This is a genomic window from Nitrincola schmidtii, from assembly GCF_008973715.1.
GTDB classification, from domain to species: domain Bacteria; phylum Pseudomonadota; class Gammaproteobacteria; order Pseudomonadales; family Balneatricaceae; genus Nitrincola; species Nitrincola schmidtii.
Window position 1 is genome coordinate 176,926 of record NZ_WBOL01000005.1, and the last position, 17,059, is coordinate 193,984.

General features: G+C 45.6%; 15 protein-coding genes. 9 read left to right on the top strand and 6 right to left on the bottom strand.

Features of this window, described 5'->3' with window-relative positions; genetic code table 11:
- Positions 1 to 51: 51 nt before the first annotated feature.
- The gene (locus F7R24_RS06430; RefSeq protein WP_151670421.1) at positions 52 to 813 is read right to left on the bottom strand and encodes an SDR family oxidoreductase; all 762 of its coding nucleotides are present in this window, start codon (positions 811 to 813) and stop codon (positions 52 to 54) included.
- A gap of 221 nt (positions 814 to 1,034) precedes the next feature.
- Here F7R24_RS06430 and F7R24_RS06435 point away from each other — a divergent pair, with 221 nt between their 5' ends.
- The 7 genes from F7R24_RS06435 to F7R24_RS06465 all read left to right on the top strand — a co-directional run bounded on the left by F7R24_RS06435 (position 1,035) and on the right by F7R24_RS06465 (position 8,634).
- The gene (locus F7R24_RS06435; RefSeq protein WP_151670422.1) at positions 1,035 to 1,514 is read left to right on the top strand and encodes an FxsA family protein; all 480 of its coding nucleotides are present in this window, start codon (positions 1,035 to 1,037) and stop codon (positions 1,512 to 1,514) included.
- A 130-nt stretch (positions 1,515 to 1,644) separates the two neighbouring features.
- Positions 1,645 to 1,938: a co-chaperone GroES gene (locus F7R24_RS06440; protein WP_151670423.1), complete on the top strand. Its 294-nt coding sequence runs from the start codon at positions 1,645 to 1,647 to the stop codon at positions 1,936 to 1,938.
- Between the two features lie 66 nt (positions 1,939 to 2,004).
- Positions 2,005 to 3,648 (top strand): chaperonin GroEL, encoded by a 1,644-nt coding sequence (groL, locus tag F7R24_RS06445; RefSeq protein ID WP_151670424.1) that lies wholly within the window; start codon positions 2,005 to 2,007, stop codon positions 3,646 to 3,648.
- 131 nt (positions 3,649 to 3,779) lie between these two features.
- Positions 3,780 to 4,724: a coiled-coil domain-containing protein gene (locus tag F7R24_RS06450; RefSeq protein WP_151670425.1), complete on the top strand. Its 945-nt coding sequence runs from the start codon at positions 3,780 to 3,782 to the stop codon at positions 4,722 to 4,724.
- 67 nt (positions 4,725 to 4,791) lie between these two features.
- The gene (trhP, locus tag F7R24_RS06455; protein WP_151670426.1) at positions 4,792 to 6,126 is read left to right on the top strand and encodes a prephenate-dependent tRNA uridine(34) hydroxylase TrhP; all 1,335 of its coding nucleotides are present in this window, start codon (positions 4,792 to 4,794) and stop codon (positions 6,124 to 6,126) included.
- Entirely contained in the window at positions 6,127 to 6,999 is an 873-nt protein-coding gene (locus tag F7R24_RS06460) for a prenyltransferase (protein WP_151670427.1), read from the top strand. It abuts the gene before it with no gap.
- A gap of 129 nt (positions 7,000 to 7,128) precedes the next feature.
- The gene (locus F7R24_RS06465; protein WP_151670428.1) at positions 7,129 to 8,634 is read left to right on the top strand and encodes a fumarate hydratase; all 1,506 of its coding nucleotides are present in this window, start codon (positions 7,129 to 7,131) and stop codon (positions 8,632 to 8,634) included.
- Between the two features lie 75 nt (positions 8,635 to 8,709).
- Here the strand turns inward: F7R24_RS06465 and galU are convergent, their stop codons facing one another.
- The 3 genes from galU to coaE are packed head-to-tail and all read right to left on the bottom strand — an operon-like array spanning position 8,710 to position 10,434.
- Positions 8,710 to 9,582 (bottom strand): UTP--glucose-1-phosphate uridylyltransferase GalU, encoded by an 873-nt coding sequence (gene galU, locus F7R24_RS06470; RefSeq protein ID WP_151670429.1) that lies wholly within the window; start codon positions 9,580 to 9,582, stop codon positions 8,710 to 8,712.
- 24 nt (positions 9,583 to 9,606) lie between these two features.
- Positions 9,607 to 9,813 carry a DNA gyrase inhibitor YacG gene (locus F7R24_RS06475; RefSeq protein ID WP_151670430.1) on the bottom strand — a complete coding sequence of 69 codons (207 nt, stop codon included), beginning with the start codon at positions 9,811 to 9,813 and terminating at the stop codon, positions 9,607 to 9,609.
- A gap of 21 nt (positions 9,814 to 9,834) precedes the next feature.
- Positions 9,835 to 10,434, bottom strand: coding sequence for a dephospho-CoA kinase (gene coaE / locus F7R24_RS06480; protein WP_151670431.1), 600 nt, complete (start codon positions 10,432 to 10,434; stop codon positions 9,835 to 9,837).
- A gap of 120 nt (positions 10,435 to 10,554) precedes the next feature.
- Between coaE and F7R24_RS06485 the strand changes: the two genes are divergently transcribed.
- On the top strand, positions 10,555 to 11,898 hold the full coding sequence (locus F7R24_RS06485) for an MATE family efflux transporter (protein ID WP_240776012.1): 1,344 nt from the start codon (positions 10,555 to 10,557) through the stop codon (positions 11,896 to 11,898).
- Positions 11,899 to 11,951: 53 nt separating this feature from the next.
- Here the strand turns inward: F7R24_RS06485 and F7R24_RS06490 are convergent, their stop codons facing one another.
- Positions 11,952 to 13,649, bottom strand: a complete 1,698-nt coding sequence (locus F7R24_RS06490; RefSeq protein ID WP_151670432.1) for an L-lactate permease — start codon at positions 13,647 to 13,649, stop codon at positions 11,952 to 11,954.
- Between the two features lie 333 nt (positions 13,650 to 13,982).
- Between F7R24_RS06490 and phbB the strand changes: the two genes are divergently transcribed.
- Positions 13,983 to 14,732: an acetoacetyl-CoA reductase gene (phbB, locus tag F7R24_RS06495; protein ID WP_151670433.1), complete on the top strand. Its 750-nt coding sequence runs from the start codon at positions 13,983 to 13,985 to the stop codon at positions 14,730 to 14,732.
- A gap of 112 nt (positions 14,733 to 14,844) precedes the next feature.
- On the opposite strand, the gene F7R24_RS06500 is transcribed toward phbB, so the two are convergent.
- The gene (locus F7R24_RS06500) at positions 14,845 to 17,031 is read right to left on the bottom strand and encodes a DUF349 domain-containing protein (protein ID WP_151670434.1); all 2,187 of its coding nucleotides are present in this window, start codon (positions 17,029 to 17,031) and stop codon (positions 14,845 to 14,847) included.
- Positions 17,032 to 17,059 lie beyond the last annotated feature (28 nt).

Genomic DNA, 17,059 nt, shown 5'->3' on the forward strand with positions numbered 1-17,059 from the left:
AAGTAAATCAAGACAGGCTACTTATAGACTGTCTTGATCTCTTCGGCAGAATTAGATGCGCAAACCGCCATCTACTTCGAAGCAACGACCATTGACATAGTCGTTTTCTAGGATAAAGGTAACCGTTGAAGCGATCTCTTCAGGTTTACCTAAACGCTTAGCAGGAATGCCGGCAGCGATTTTCTCTAGCGCTTCAGGTTTCATGCTCATGACCATCTCAGTACCGATATAACCCGGTGCAATAGATGCCGCACGGATACCGTAACGAGCCAGTTCTTTAGCCCAGGTTACAGCCATTGCTTGAACGCCAGCTTTGGTAGCGGTGTAGTTGGTTTGACCCATGTTACCAGAGCGAGAAACTGAAGAGATATTGACGATGCAGCCAGGAACACCCAGTTCAATCATCTTAATAGCAGCTTCACGACCACACAGGAAAGTACCTGTCAGGTTGACATCCATGACTAGGTTCCACTGGTCCATGCTCATCTTACCAACGACTTGGCCTTCTTTAACTTTGATGAACAAACCGTCACGAGTGATACCGGCGTTGTTAACTAAGCCATGTAAAGCGCCGAAATCAGCAACCACATCGTTGAACAACTTCTCTACATCAGCTTCAACTGCAACGTTGCAGATATAGCCGCGAGCTTCAGTCCCTTGCTCTTGACACAAAGCAATGGTGTCATCGAGATCTTGTTGATTCAAATCAGCCAGTGCTAGTTTTGCACCTTTAGATGCTAATTCAAGAGCCATTGCGCGACCTAGGCCACGACCGCCGCCTGTGACGACAACTACTTTATCCTTCAGATCCATAAGTAAATACCTTATTAATTGTTAAGCGTGAACTATTGTGCGCCGCAATATGTCGCAGCGCAACAATTATTCCGTTATAAAAAAATAGCTATTTTTGATGCATTTAGAATAAGGGAAAACCCTTATCATCTTCTTAGGGTATTTAGAAGTGTTGATTTGCCAATATCTTGCGCACGTCGTGTGAATATGATCCCATGATCGTCTGACAAGTGAGGATCAACATGCCTATTATATTTTTGCTGTTTATTATTGTACCTATCATTGAAATTACGTTGTTAATTAACGTAGGGCAATGGATTGGCGTATGGTATACCGTGGGGTTGGTGCTTTTATCAGCCTTTGTTGGTGTGAATATGTTGCGTATTCAAAGCTTAAGTACCCTATCGCGCGCCCGACAAAAAATGGATCAAGGAGAAATACCTGGCCAAGAAATGGGCGAGGGCATTGTGCTTGCCGTAGGTGGAGCCTTGCTTGTTACCCCTGGATTTGTCACTGACATTATCGGTTTTTGTTGCTTGATCCCTTTCACTCGTCATGCACTGATTCGCTTTGTCAGCCAGCGAATGACCGTGATTGCCAGTCATCAAACTGTCCACCAGCGTCCTCCTTTTGAACAAGACTTTCCGCCCAATCGTCCTGATCATCACTCACGTCCAACCAGTGGCGACGTTATTGATGGTGAGTACACACGAAAAGATTAAATTTTTTTCTATTTGGGGTGTTGAAATCCTCCTGACTGCACCCCACATACGGGACAGGCATTAATACTTGAGAAAGTATTGGTGAAATTAACTCATTAAATCTGTTCCTAGATACCAGGAGAAAAACCAGATGAATATTCGTCCACTTCACGATCGTGTTGTTATACGCCGCAGCGAAGAGGAAAAAACCACTGCAGGCGGTATCGTTCTGCCGGGTTCTGCCGCTGAAAAGCCTAACCGTGGCGAAGTTGTTGCTGTCGGTCCAGGTCGCACCTTAAACAACGGTGAAGTTCAAGCTCCTTCTGTCAAAGTGGGTGACAAAGTGTTGTTCGGTCAGTACGCCGGCTCCAATGTCGTCAAAGTTGACGGTGAAGAGCTGATGATCATGCAAGAAAGCGAAATTTTCGCAGTTATTGAAGACTGAGTAATCTCGCTTTTGTAAGTAATGATTTCTATTTGTAACAGATTTTTTTGAACAGGATTAATAAGAATGGCTGCTAAAGACGTACGTTTTGGTAATGATGCTCGTCAGCGCATGCTCGCTGGTGTGAACATTCTGGCTGACGCTGTAAAAACTACTTTGGGTCCAAAAGGACGTAACGTAGTACTGGAAAAATCATTTGGTGCTCCTACCATCACTAAAGATGGTGTGTCTGTCGCTAAAGAGATCGAACTGAAAGACAAGTTCGAAAACATGGGCGCGCAAATGGTGAAAGAAGTTGCTTCTAAAGCCAATGATGTTGCCGGTGATGGTACAACTACGGCGACTGTTTTGGCTCAAGCAATCGTCAATGAAGGTCTAAAATCAGTTGCAGCGGGTATGAACCCAATGGATCTGAAACGTGGTATCGACAAAGCTGCTGCTGCAGTTGTAGCTGAGCTAGCTAATATGTCTGTGCCTTGTACTGACTACAAAGCGATCGCGCAAGTCGGTACTATTTCAGCTAACTCTGATGCTGAAATCGGCCGCATCATTGCTGAAGCGATGGAAAAAGTGGGTAAAGAAGGCGTTATCACCGTTGAAGAAGGTTCTGGTTTCGAGAACGAACTTGACGTGGTTGAAGGTATGCAGTTTGACCGTGGTTACCTGTCTCCTTACTTCATCAACAATCAAGAGAACATGTCTGCTGAACTAGAAGATCCATACATTCTTCTGGTAGACAAGAAAATCTCTAATATCCGTGAATTGCTACCAGTACTTGAGCAAGCCGCTAAATCTTCACGTCCATTGTTGATCGTTTCTGAAGATGTTGAAGGCGAAGCCTTGGCTACTTTAGTGGTTAACAACATGCGCGGTATTGTTAAGGTTGCTGCGGTTAAAGCACCTGGTTTCGGTGATCGTCGTAAAGCGATGTTGCAAGATATCGCTGTGTTGACCGGTGGCCAAGTGATCTCTGAAGAAGTCGGCCTAAGCTTAGAGCAAGCCGGTCTAGAGCACCTAGGTCAAGCTAAGCGCGTTAACATCACTAAAGAAAACACCACGATTGTTGACGGTGCAGGTTCTCAAGCAGAGATCGAAGCGCGCGTTCAGCAGATCCGTGTTCAGATCGAAGAAACTTCTTCTGATTACGATCGTGAGAAACTGCAAGAGCGCGTAGCGAAACTTGCGGGCGGTGTTGCTGTCATTAAAGTGGGCGGCGGTACTGAAGTAGAAATGAAAGAGAAGAAAGCTCGTGTTGATGATGCTCTGCATGCAACTCGCGCTGCGGTAGAAGAAGGTGTTGTTCCTGGCGGTGGTGTAGCACTGATCCGTGCGTTGGACAATATCGGCAAACTGGAAGGTGATAACCACGATCAGACTATCGGTATCGAATTGGCATTCCGTGCACTTGAAGCACCGTTACGCCAGATCGTTGCTAACGCCGGTGGCGAAGGTTCCGTTGTTGTCTCTAAAATCCGTGAAGGTAGCGGTTCATTCGGCTTCAACGCTGCAAATGACCAGTATGGCGACATGATGGAAATGGGTATTATTGACCCAGCTAAAGTCACTCGTTCTGCACTACAAGCAGCTGCGTCTATCGCTGGTTTGATGATCACAACCGAAGCGATGGTTGCTGATATGCCAGAAGATAAGCCAGGTATGCCTGATATGGGTGGTATGGGCGGTATGGGTGGTATGGGCGGAATGATGTAATTTAACATCATCCGGCCAGTTACCCACTGACCCGAACCCCGTTGTTTGTCAGCACGCCCTTCGGTAAGCTGACAAGCAACGGGGTTTTTCTGTTATAAAGCCTTTTGATGATGTGTGATAGGTTAAAAACCATGCAAGACAAATTGGAACCCAGATTTAATCCAGATTCGATTCGTGAAAGCGTTCGCTCACCGATGTCAGATAATGATGATCGAATGGGAGCAGTAGATGTGTCCAATACAAAACCGAAAGGCTCTGGGGTATTGCTGAATTTAGTATTACTGATTTTGGTCATTGCATTAGGTGGCTTGGGTTGGCTGCTTTTAGAACAAAAACAGCTGCTTCAAACGACTCAGCAGCAGGTAGAACGTCTAGAATCTCTCGTGCAAAGTCGCTCTGAAGGTGATGTCGTTATCGAAGCCACGCTGATGAATCAAGTGGATCAATTGCAAACCACGCAAGCGGATGCTCAACAGGCATTAGGCAGGGATTTAACTCAACTGCGCGAAGCAATTGCGAAAGAAGCTACCGATCGTCAAGCGTTACAGCAGTTAGTGCAACAACTTCAGCAAAGTGTATCGGCACAGGACACACGTATACAATCGATACAGGATCGTCCGCAACCAGCCGATCAGTCATCCAGTATTGAGAATTTGTCCACATCGCTTCGTCAGTTGCAAACAGAACTTTCACAATTGAAAGAAACTCGCAACAATGATGGTCAAGGTGAAGTATTGCAGCGCCTCAGAACGGATCTGAATACGCTGACTGAAGGTCAACAACAGCAAGCACAAAACGTAACCCGTTTAACCGAAACCTTAACCGAGCAGCGTAATCAGCTGCAGTCAGTTGAACGTCAGCTAACGAGTCGATTTGAACGAATTCAAGCGGATATGGCCAGAGCAACAGAAGCGCCATCTGCCACCTCAAGTTCTTCTGAATTAGCCGTGATCGAATTAGGCTTAGCAGAACTGCGTGAAGATATACGTGCGATTAACAATGCACGACAATTGATCAATCGAGATTTGTTGCAGCTTCGAGAACAGCTAAACCGTGTTCAGCTGATGTTGAATTAATCAGCTGAATTGCCATTATCAAACAAAATCGGCACAATGGCGCGCTTGATTTTGGAGTAGAGAAACCATGCGACAACCAGAGCTTTTATCCCCCGCAGGGACACTGAAAAACATGAAATATGCATTTGCTTATGGAGCAGATGCGGTATACGCAGGACAGCCTCGTTATAGTCTGCGCGTCCGTAATAATGATTTTAACTACCAAAATTTAGCGGAAGGGATAGAAACTGCTCATCGTTTGGGCAAAAAGTTCTTTGTTGCCAGTAATATCTTGCCACATAACTCTAAACTGAAAACCTACATGGATGACATTGTCCCCGTGGTTGAGATGGGGCCGGATGCACTCATCATGTCCGATCCGGGGCTGATCATGATGGTAAAGGAACGCTTCCCAGATCTGCCGATTCACTTATCGGTTCAAGCAAATACCATGAACTGGGCCACAGTGAAGTTTTGGCATCAAGCAGGCATCGAGCGGGTCATACTGTCACGTGAACTGTCCTTAGAGGAAGTGGAAGAGATACGCCAGCGTTGTCCAGAGATGGAAATCGAAGTGTTTGTGCATGGTTCACTCTGTATAGCATACTCTGGCCGTTGCTTACTGTCTGGCTACATCAACCATCGCGATCCTAATCAGGGCACCTGCACTAACGCCTGTCGTTGGAAATACGATGCACATGAAGCGACGCAAAACGAGTCGGGTGATATTGTTCCTGTGCAGTCATTTGATCCAATGTTAGGTGAAGGTAAACCGACCGATAAGATCGTGTTACTGCAAGAAGCCTCTCGTCCCGATGACTATATGCCTGCTTTTGAGGATGAGCATGGCACTTATATTATGAATTCTAAAGACTTGCGTGCGATTCAGCATGTTCACCGCCTAGCGGCAATGGGTGTGGACTCGTTAAAGATCGAAGGGCGTACTAAGTCGCACTATTACGTTGCCAGAACCGCTCAAGCCTATCGTCAGGCGATTGATGATGCGGTGGCAGGTAAGCCGTTCAATATGGAATTGATGGATACACTGGAGAATCTCGCCAATCGAGGTTATACCGAAGGTTTTTATCGCCGTCATGTGCATGATGAATATCAGAACTATGAAACAGGCAATTCGATTGGTGTGCATCAGCAGTTTGTCGGTGAAGTGGTCGAGCATGATGCAGAACAGGGTTTGTTGAAGGTCGATGTTAAAAACCGTTTTGAGCGCGGCGATACCATGGAGCTTATGACGCCTGCAGGCAATAAGCGCTTTCGGTTAGAAGAGTTATTGGATAAGAAGGGCGCTCAGATCGATGTCGCACCGGGGACGGGTTATCGAGTGACCATTCCGTTGGATTTTAATACTGATATGACCTATGCACTGCTGATGCGTGATCTACCTAACGCTCCAGCAAGGAGTTGATTGGATTTGGTTAATCCTGCTGCGTTAGAAAAATATCGCTTTTCTAAGGCGCTAAGACCATTTTCGTTTCCCGTTGCGATTATTGCTTGCTTGGTGGGTATCGCAGCGGCTTATGCAGATGGTTATTGGAATTTGGGATCGGTTAGCCTGATTCTCGTCGCTGGTGTTCTGCTTCAAGCCGGCGTTAATCTGATCAATGATCATGCTGATTTGCCTCTTTTGACAGGCTCTGATCCTTTGCTGCAACTTTCCCGTGATCGCGTTCGCTTCAATTTTAAGGTTGGCATGCTATGCTTTTTAATTGCAGCCGTGATTGGCTTTTATCTGATAACTATCGCGGGATTATCGCTATTACTCATTAGTGTCGTCGGTTTACTGGGTGCTCTTGGCTATACAGTGGCTCCGATTAATTATAAAAATCGTGGTCTTGGTGTGATCATGGTGTTTTGGCTAATGGGTGTGTTAATGATTACCGGTAGTTATATAGCCGTCGGTGCACCCTTTGATTGGTCAATCGTCTGGTTGTCTTTGCCGATCAGTTGCTTGGTGTCACTATTGTTATTGAGTAATGAGCTACGCGATTATGAGAGAGATATCGATGATGGTCTCTCGACTTTAACGGTGAGGTTGGGCTACCAATCCAGTGTTTGGATCTACTGGAGCTTATTAGTAAGCGCCCTAGCGATTAGCATTGTGCTAGCCCTGTTGGGGTATCTTAGTCATATCTGGCTGCTACTGTTTGTATTGCTGTTGTTACCCCAACCTTTTCGTCTACTTCAGGCTAAAGCAGCCGATCGGAAAGGGCTTACTCCAGCTACCGCTAGAATATTGTTAGGGTTTGGAACGGTTTTTTGTCTATTGATCTTGTTGTGATGTCTATCTGATTAAGACTAATAACTGACGCGAATCTCGGTACATTTCAGGTATAATTCAATCTTTATCGTTTGTATCTTTGCACAGTAACCTGTCAATTCAAAAAAATTCTGACCGGAGAGAGTCCACATGAGTGTTATTCGCCAAGACGATTTTATTAGCAGCATCGCCGATGCGTTGCAGTTTATCTCGTACTACCACCCGATCGATTTTGTCAAAGCGGTGCATGAGGCTTATCTGCGGGAAGAAAACCCAGCAGCAAAAGATGCAATGGCGCAAATTCTGATCAACTCCCGCATGTGTGCCGAGGGTAAGCGTCCTATTTGCCAAGACACAGGCATCGTGACTGTATTCTTGAAAGTCGGCATGAATGTTCAGTGGGATGCCAAAATGAGCGTCACCGATATGGTCAATGAAGGTGTTCGTCGTGCCTATTTGAATCCCGATAACGTATTGCGTGCCTCTATCCTTGCTGATCCTGCTGGCAAACGTCAAAACACCAAGGACAATACGCCTGCCGTCATTCATTACGAAATCGTTGAAGGCGATGAAGTGGAAGTGCATGTGGCAGCGAAAGGCGGCGGTTCAGAAAATAAATCCAAGATGGCAATGTTAAATCCATCTGACAGCATCGTGGATTGGATCGTGAAAACGGTACCTACCATGGGTGCGGGCTGGTGCCCACCGGGCATGTTGGGTATCGGTATTGGTGGTACGGCAGAAAAAGCCGCTGTCATGGCAAAAGAGTCCTTAATGGACCCGATCGATATTCACGAAATTCGTGAGCGTGGTCCACAAAACCGCGTTGAAGAACTCCGTTTAGAAATCATGGATAAGGTCAATGCGCTCGGTATAGGTGCACAGGGTCTGGGTGGTTTGACGACGGTTCTGGATATCAAAATCAAAGACTATCCAACTCACGCGGCGTCTTTACCTGTGTGCATGATCCCTAACTGTGCAGCGACACGTCATGCGCATTTCACGCTTGATGGTAATGGCCCTGCGGTATTAACACCGCCAAGCCTAGAAGATTGGCCGGAAGTGACGTTTGAAGTAGGTAGCAATACTCGCCGTGTGAACTTGGATGAAATCACGCCAGAAGAAGTTGCAGAGTGGAAAGTCGGTGAAACGGTTCTGCTCAATGGCAAGATGTTGACCGGTCGTGATGCCGCGCATAAGAAAATGATCGAGATGCTCAATAATGGTGAAACTTTGCCTGTTGATCTGAAAGGTCGCTTTATTTACTACGTTGGGCCTGTTGATCCTGTTCGTGATGAAGTCGTCGGACCTGCGGGTCCAACCACGTCTACCCGCATGGATAAGTTCACGCGTCAAATTCTGGAAACCACCGGTTTGCTAGGAATGATTGGTAAATCAGAGCGTGGTCCTATCGCTATTGAAGCGATCAAAGACAGTAAAGCGGTTTACTTAATGGCTGTTGGTGGCGCTGCTTACCTAGTGTCTAAGGCGATCGTGGGCGCTAAAGTGCTGGCCTTCCCAGAGCTGGGAATGGAAGCGATTTATGAGTTTGAAGTCAAAGATATGCCTGTGACAGTGGCTGTGGATGTGAACGGTGAATCAGTTCACAACACAGGTCCCGCAATGTGGAAAGATATTATTGCTAAAAGCGCTTAATCATCCATCCTAGTCAATAAAAAAGACCTTGTTAGTTGATCCTAGCAAGGTCTTTTTTTTATGTTGGTTATGTTTTTACAGGGTCTTTAAAAAAGCACGTAATTCATCAGCGGTTTCGGGGTGTTGTAAGCCAAACGCGACATTCGCTTGCAATAGTCCTGCTTTGTTACCACAGTCATACAGTTTTCCTGCCATAGAATAGGCCTGTAGTCCTGTTTCAGATAGCAGGGTTTGCAAGGCATCGGTGAGTTGTATCTCATCACCAGCACCCGGTGGAGTATTCTTAAGAAGGGTCATCACGCTGGCAGGTAAAATGTAGCGTCCAACGATGGCTAGATTAGAAGGCGCTTCTGTGGGTGAGGGTTTTTCAACCATGCCTGCGATATCAGCACTTTCCCCAAGATTAACAGCAACCCCTTTGCAATCGACGATACCGTAGCGTTGTACCTGATCTTCGGGAACGCCCTCAACCATGATTTGACCCAGGCCTGATGCATTAAAGGCTTCAACCATATTACTCATGTCACGGCTAGAATTATGATTGTCGATCAACATATCCGGCAACATCACCGCAAAATCATCATCACCCACCACCGGTGCTGCACAGAGGACCGCATGACCTAAACCCAGTGCTTTGGGTTGACGGACGCTAATCACTTCGGCATCTGCCGGAAGGACATCACGAATACTTTCTAGCAAAGCAGTTTTACCCTTACGCGCAAGCTCGGCTTCCAATTCATAATGATGATCGAAGTGATCTTCAATGGCTTGTTTGCCACTCCGTGTCACTAAAATGATTTGACGAAAACCTGCAGCGATCGCCTCTTCCACCACATGTTGAATCACGGGCTTATCAACAACGGTTAGCATCTCTTTTGGAATCGCTTTACTGGCGGGAAGAACCCGTGTTCCTAATCCTGCTACGGGTATAACAACTTTACTTAACATCCTAGTTTTCCTTGTGAGTAAAATTCAATGGCGTGTGGGTGATGGTATGTCGATATCTGCAGATGAAAAGTCATCTATGTCAGCTTCGACTGGTATTTGATAGCCCTCACTTGCCCATTCTCCTAAGTCAATTAACCTGCATCGCTCACTACAAAAAGGACGTGACTTATTTTCTGGTGCGAAGATTGAAGGTTTGCCACACTGTGGGCAGGGTATTTCACGTTTTGTCATAAGACTCCAACGGCTTCTTGCTTAGTTTCCTGCTGTCAGCCTGAGCTGTTGATCCAGTGCAATGACCTGCAACTCAAGCTGATGTAAATCGCTGCTATTATCCAGAATAAAGTCCGCTCTTGCCAGCCGATCGGCGCGTTTTATCTGGGTATTGATTATTTTTTGCGCAGCTTCAGGGCTCATGTCATCACGATCACAGGTACGTTGCAGCTGTATCGTCTCAGGCACATCGACGACAATGATGGCATCCACAAGTTGATGTTGGTCGGTTTCAAGCAGTAACGGTGAGGTTAATAGAACATAGGGATGTTGCTGTTGTGTTAATAACCAGTTCAATATGTTTTGTCGTATCAATGGATGTAATAAAGATTCAAGCCATTGGCGTTCTTTAGGGTGATCAAAAACGTATTGACGTAGCCATCGACGGTTTAGCTCACCCTTAGCGGTGATGACCTCTGGGCCAAAATGCTGCTGAATCTCAACTAAGGCAGGTTGATCGGGCTCTACCACATCACGCGCGACTTGATCAGCATCAATAACAGGGACGCCTAGCTTTTCGAACAGTCGGCTTGCGGCAGATTTCCCACTGCCGATACCACCTGTCAATCCAATGGTTCGCATGTTTACTGTCTCTTTTATAAGGATCAAATAGCCTAGCACTTTCAACAGAAAGGACAAACTGCATGGCGCCGGTTTAAATGATAAAATACTCTTTTCCTCTCGAAGAGCTGTTATCGCTTAATGAATCGCAATCCAGATTTGCTGAAAGGACCGATGCGCTCCGTGTTAGTGCAGATGACTGTCCCGATGATGTTTGGCATCGTCAGCATCATGCTGTTTAACCTTGCTGATATTTGGTTTGTCGGGAAGTTAGGTACGCTGCCGATGGCAGCGCTGGCGTTCACTTTTCCGGTTTCTTTTGCGGTGGTCAGTTTAGCGATTGGCTTGGGGATTGGTACATCAGCTACCTTGGCGCGTCGAATAGGAGAGGGCAATGTTGATTCGGCCGCTCAACTGGCATCTTCTATTCTGCTCGTTACGTTTCTTTTACTGCTGCTGGTCGGTATTGGCGGTCAGTATTCCATTAAACCCATTTTTACACTGTTAGGCGCTGATGAAGCACTGATGCCACTGATCACCGCGTATATGCAAATTTGGTTTGCCGGATCCGTGTTTATGGTGTTGAACATGGTCTGTAATAGCATTCTTCGAGCGACGGGAGATGTTCGTGGTTCGGCGATGATTATGCTGTTAGCCTCGTTATTAAACCTGATTCTTGATCCCTTGTTTATCTTTGGTATCGGACCTTTTCCAGCATTGGGTATTGAGGGTGCAGCGATTGCCAGTGTCATTGCTTGGGGTTCTACAACCTTGATTGCCTTGTTTCTGATTCATCGCCGACGTCGCCTGTTGACCTATCGATTACCGAGTATGTCAATCGTGTTGGGCTATTGGGGTGAACTCTTTGCGATTAGCCTTCCTGCTGCTTTATCGAATATTACCACCCCGGTTGCCAATGGTGTTTTAACGGCGATTGTGGCACGTCATGGTGCCGAAGCAGTGGCTGCTTTCGGGGTAGGGAATCGCATAGAGTCGTTAGCTTTACTGGTCTGTTTAGCACTGTCGATGAGCTTACCACCCTTTATCAGTCAAAATTTTGGTGCTGGGCAGATGGAGCGTGTTAAGAAAGCCTATGCTTTAACAATACGCTTTGCTATTGCTTGGCAGCTATTCATATACCTTGTGCTGCTAGCTTTTTCTGCTCAGGTTGCCGCCTTCTTCAGTGATGATCCTGACGTCATTCGATGGATTCAGCTATGGATTATGATTGTACCCTTAGGTTTTGCTTTTCAAGCCACAACCTTTTTAAGCTCCTCATCCTTTAATGCCTTACATCAACCTATGTCTGCACTTAAATTGAGCTTAATCAGGCTATTTTTGATGTATCTACCCTTGGGGTGGTTAGGTAATTATCTTTTTGGTCTGGAAGGGCTATTTGTTGCCTTGGTGGTTGCTAATGTCATGACTGCCATTATTGCTTGGATGTGGATGCGAAGAAATCTAACGCAGTTAATGCAGGCATAAAAAATGCCGCTGGCGCATTGCTGCTCCAGCGGCATGGCTAAGTCATACCTAGTCTATTGCATCAAAGGATCGGTAACACCGATGACATGAATCGCAAACAGTGTGATAAATCCAGCCATCACTAGATAATAGATGGTTGGAATAATAGTCATACGGATGGTTTGACCTTCACGACCTAATAATCCCACTGTTGCTGATGCGGCAACGATATTATGAATAGCAATCATGTTACCAGCGGCTGCGCCTACGGCTTGAGAGGCAATTAACATGGCGCTGGATACACCGATGAGCTGAGCGGTATCAAACTGGAACTGTGCCATCATTAAATTGGAGACGGTATTCGATCCGGCGATGAAGGCACCAAGACCGCCCACTGTGGCAGCAAAGAAAGGATAAACATCGCCAACACTTCCAGCGACCAACTCTGCCATCGCACGAGGCATAGAGGGTAAGTCCGCCATGTTAACGCCCGAGTTGATCAGGATACGCACCATCGGAATGGTGAATAACAATACAAATCCAGCACCGATTAATGTTTTAGATGATTCGCCAATTGCCGCTTTCAGTTCTCCGAACTTCATGCGATGAAGTAGGAAGGTCGCTAAGACAACCATCACCATAATTCCACCGGGTAAGTATAGGAACTGAATGCTACCTGACACACCGGTTTCACCTAAAATATTACTCCAGCCTAATACTAGATTTTGACTAAAGAAGGCTTTAACCCCATCATGCATACGAGATAGCACTAATAAAGCAGCCAATAGCAGGTAAGGAATCCATGCTAGCGTCATCGACATTGGTGCTTTTGCGGTTAGCGTATCGAGCTTGATTTCAATATTACCCATCCATTCAACTGGCCAATCTTTCGCTTCAGCAAAGTCCCATTGGGTTTTTGGAAGCAAAAATCCTGCTTTAGCGGCGGGAACCACAATCATCAAACCAACCAGTGCGCCGATCATCGATGGAAATTCAGGGCCTAAGAAGACACCTGCAGCCGCGTAAGGAATGACAAACGCAATACCTGCGAATAAGGCGAAAGGAGCAACCGCTAACCCTTCTTTCCAAGAACGATTTTTACCGAAGAAACGGGTCAGCATCATGACCATAAACAGCGGCATGACTACACCGATAATAGCGTGGGTAATAGCGACTTCAGAAGTAATCAGTCGGTAAAAGGTTTCCCAGTCTGAGCCATTGGCTATCAATGTTTCGGTAATACCTGCACGATCAAGACCACCAGTCACGCCGACGACAATGGGCGTTCCCACGGCACCAAATGAAACCGGTGTTGATTGAATCATCATTCCGACCATTACAGCGCCTAAGGCGGGGAAGCCAAGTGCGACCAGTAAGGGTGCCGCTACTGCAGCTGGTGTTCCAAAACCAGAAGCACCTTCAATAAAACAGCCGAAAAGCCATGCCACAATAATGACCTGTACACGGCGATCTGGGCTGATATTGGAGAAGCCACCTCGAATAGCGGTGATTGCACCGGAATGTTTTAGGGTATTGAGTAACAATATCGCGCCAAAAATAATCCACAGGATAGAGCCGGTCAGGATAAGCCCTTGAAGGGTTGACGCTAAGACGCGATTGAAGGTCATTTCCCATGCGGTAAGCGCAATGAGGGCAGTCACCACAAAGACAACCGGCATGGCGCGTTTGGCGGGCCAGTTTAGACCAACGAGCAAAATCGCTGCTAGAACCAATGGGGCAAAGGCTAGCAAAGGAAGAAGAGTTGATTGCATAAGCGTTCTCTATTTAGATAATCTTATTTTCCGTAAAAGGTAAATTGGTAATACCAATTTACCTTTTTGTAGCGTCAAGATTAGGGATACAAGTAGGGTGAGTCAATCAAAGCTTCACAAAATTAGACTTTTGTCTAGCGTGAAATAATTACTGATCATTTAGTGTAAGAAGACTAGTCCCAAGTGAATTCAAGGGCTATGATTAATGTGAGTGATGGAACAGATTCATCATTTGCTTTTGTCCTTATGAAGATATCACTTAGGTGTCACATATTTAGGGCAAAATTGCAGTGATTAATAATAAATTTAAACATAAGAAATGGGATGTGAATTATGACAAAACGCGTAGCTTTGGTAACAGGCGGTACTGGTGGTCTTGGCGCAGCTATCTGCAGATCACTGGCTGATGCGGGTTTTCGTGTTGTAGCGGGCTACAACAGTGGTGGTAATCACGAAAAAGCAAAAGAGTGGCAAGAAGAGCAGCGTCGTGATGGTTATGAAATTGATGTTGCTTATGGTGATGTGACTAACTCTGAATCCTGTGCTGCATGTATTAAAACGGTTGAAGAACTGACTGGCGGTACGGTAGATGTGTTGGTTAATAATGCGGGTATTACTCGTGACGGTATGTTCAAAAAAATGACATGGGAACAGTGGAATGAGGTGCTATCTGCGAACCTTGATAGCATGTTCCACATGACGCGTTTGGTGATCAATCCCATGCTTGAAAAAGGTTTTGGACGTATCATCAATATCTCGTCTGTAAACGCACAAAAAGGTCAGTTTGGTCAGTGTAACTATTCTGCTGCTAAAGCAGGTATTCATGGTTTTACTAAGGCATTGGCTCAAGAAGTCGCTGCTAAAGGTGTTACCGTCAATACGCTTTCACCTGGTTATATCATGACTCCGATGGTAGCTAAAATTTCTGAAGATATTCAGGCGAAAATTTGTTCAACCATTCCTGTTGGTCGTTTTGGTACGCCAGATGAAATTGGTCGTGCGATAGCATTCTTAGCTGATGAGCACTCGGGTTATATTACCGGTTCGGATCTATCCATAAACGGTGGTCTACACATGAGCTAAGATTAGCTCTACTAACGAAAAAGCCCTTCACAGTGAGGGCTTTTTCGTCTAAGTAGTTTATCTATGTAGTTTATCTATGTAGTTTTTAAAAGTTTCTAATCGGTATGGTAAATTAATATTGATCCAACAGTTGCTGAAAGCGCTCATCTAAATCTGGATAGTGTTCAGCATAGTCTTCTTCTTGCCACTCACTTACAAGGTTCGCTAGCTCGATAGTTTGTTCTTCAGCAGAGGGTGTTTCTAGCGCTTCTTCTAGACGTTCCATCTGATATTCCATACGCAGATATTGGTCGGATTCTGGGCTAGGTTGATTTAATAAAATTTCCAGTCTGACGCAGAGTAAACGGGCGGATAACTCTTCTTGAGAGCGTTGATGTTGCTGATGAGCCCGTAAACGTGAGAAGAGTAGATCACCTTGTTCTCTAAAAGCTTTCCAGAGTTGACGCTCACGTTTATGTTCGGCAGAACCTATCTGTTTCCACTCGGATTGCAATTCTTTGAATCGATGAGTTGCCGCAGGGAATTCAGCTTCCTCGGAAGCAGCAAGCTGAGAGGCTTCCTCTACTATGGCTTGCTTGGCTTTGGCGCATTCTTGGCGATAACCACTCAATGCACTATCGGCACGCTCTATCAAGGCATTGAAGCGCTCTTGCAGCGGTTTTCCAGGAGCTCGATCAACAGGCGAAAACTCACGCCATTCCGTTTTCGCTTTCTTTAGAATCAACTCTATAGCGGTCCAATCTGGGTTAGACCAGTCTAAGGATTCATAATAACTTTCAATCAACTGGCAGATTTGCTCCCGCTGTGAAAGATTCCACGCGCGCACGCGACTTTGCTCACGAAAATGCTGTTCACAAGGAGCATAAGCCAGTTTAGAGGCTTTATGAAATCTGTCCCATAGGGATTTTACGGATACGGAAACCTTTTGATCAAGCTCTTTCCACTGCTGCTGCAAGGCACGTATATGTTGTGCTTTCTCGTTAGCGGGTAAGTCAATATCAATCAGTGCTTCCATTGCCACACACAGTAGCTCTTTTTCAGCTAGAACACTGTGTTGTTGCTGTTGTTCATTCTCAGCGGCTGTTCTCAACTGTTCTTTTACATCACGGCGTTTCTGCTGCAGGCTATTAATCACTTCAGTTAGCAAGACTGACTGTGGATGTGCAGGAAATTCATCAGGCCAATCTTTAAAGACCTGACAGAGTAATTTGGCTTGCTCAACACTTTGATCAATTTGTTCAATGGTCGCCGCTGTTTCGACGTGTTCATTCAGAAGCCTGAAAGCATCAGTGTTATCAAGGATTGTGGCTAGGCATTTAAGCAGCTGATTCAGTTGAAAACACTCATGCTGCTGAGAGGCATTGAGTGGTTGTTGAGTGATTAAATCCAATTGCTTATGGTAGTGTTCAAGTTGATCGGGAGTAACACTGAAGTAGTGATCACTCTGAACACTAATGGACTCTTTGATAGCAAGAAGATCTTCAGTTAACTGCTGCTGTTGGGCTTGTATTTCCGCTTCAACCACTAGTTGAGCTTGAATGGTTTCTAGTTGTTGTTCAAGCTGCTGTTGCAGTTGACTAAAAGCTGAACGTTGTAAATCAGTCGCTAAACTTGCGTGAGACTGCCACTGTTGAGTCAAATACTCAAACCTCACTTTCAGATGGCGATCATCTTGGGCGTTAATCAGGTCGGTCATTTGCTGAATTAGTTCATCGCAATGACAGAGTGCTTCTTGTTGTTCAATTAACTGTTGTTGCTTGTGCTTTTGCTGGTCACGAATAATGCGATAGACCGCTTTGTCATGTATTTTTGCGTAGCTATAAACTTCAGAAATTAAGGGTTCTTCATCTAGTCGCTTTGCTGCTATTTGACGTGTTGAGGCTATAGCAGCATGCATGGCTAATTTAGCTAGCAGGGGTTGCGTGTTTATATTAGCAATGAAATGGTTGTGCAGTGTGGCATTAGCAGTCGCACAAAGTAGAGCTGTAACAGCTGCTGAATCGAGCAGTTCAAGCTGATCGAGCGATAAAGATTCAGTCTCATAAAGTTGATCAATACGAGTTGATACGGCTTTGATCACAGTATCGTTTTCAGAATGTGTTAAAAGCTCAAGTAGCTTGGCACTGTCATCAAGACATAAAATTGCCGCAACACGTACATCCTGATCAGGATCATGCATGGCTAGCTGCCAAAGCTTCTCAGCATCTGACGGTTTGCGTGGGTTAAGTTTCGTTACTGCGTTGATGCGGATTTCCGCATTGGGATGACGCCATCTAGAAATGAACAGGTTTACAAACATCAGTCACCGTAACCGAACCTAAATCCGG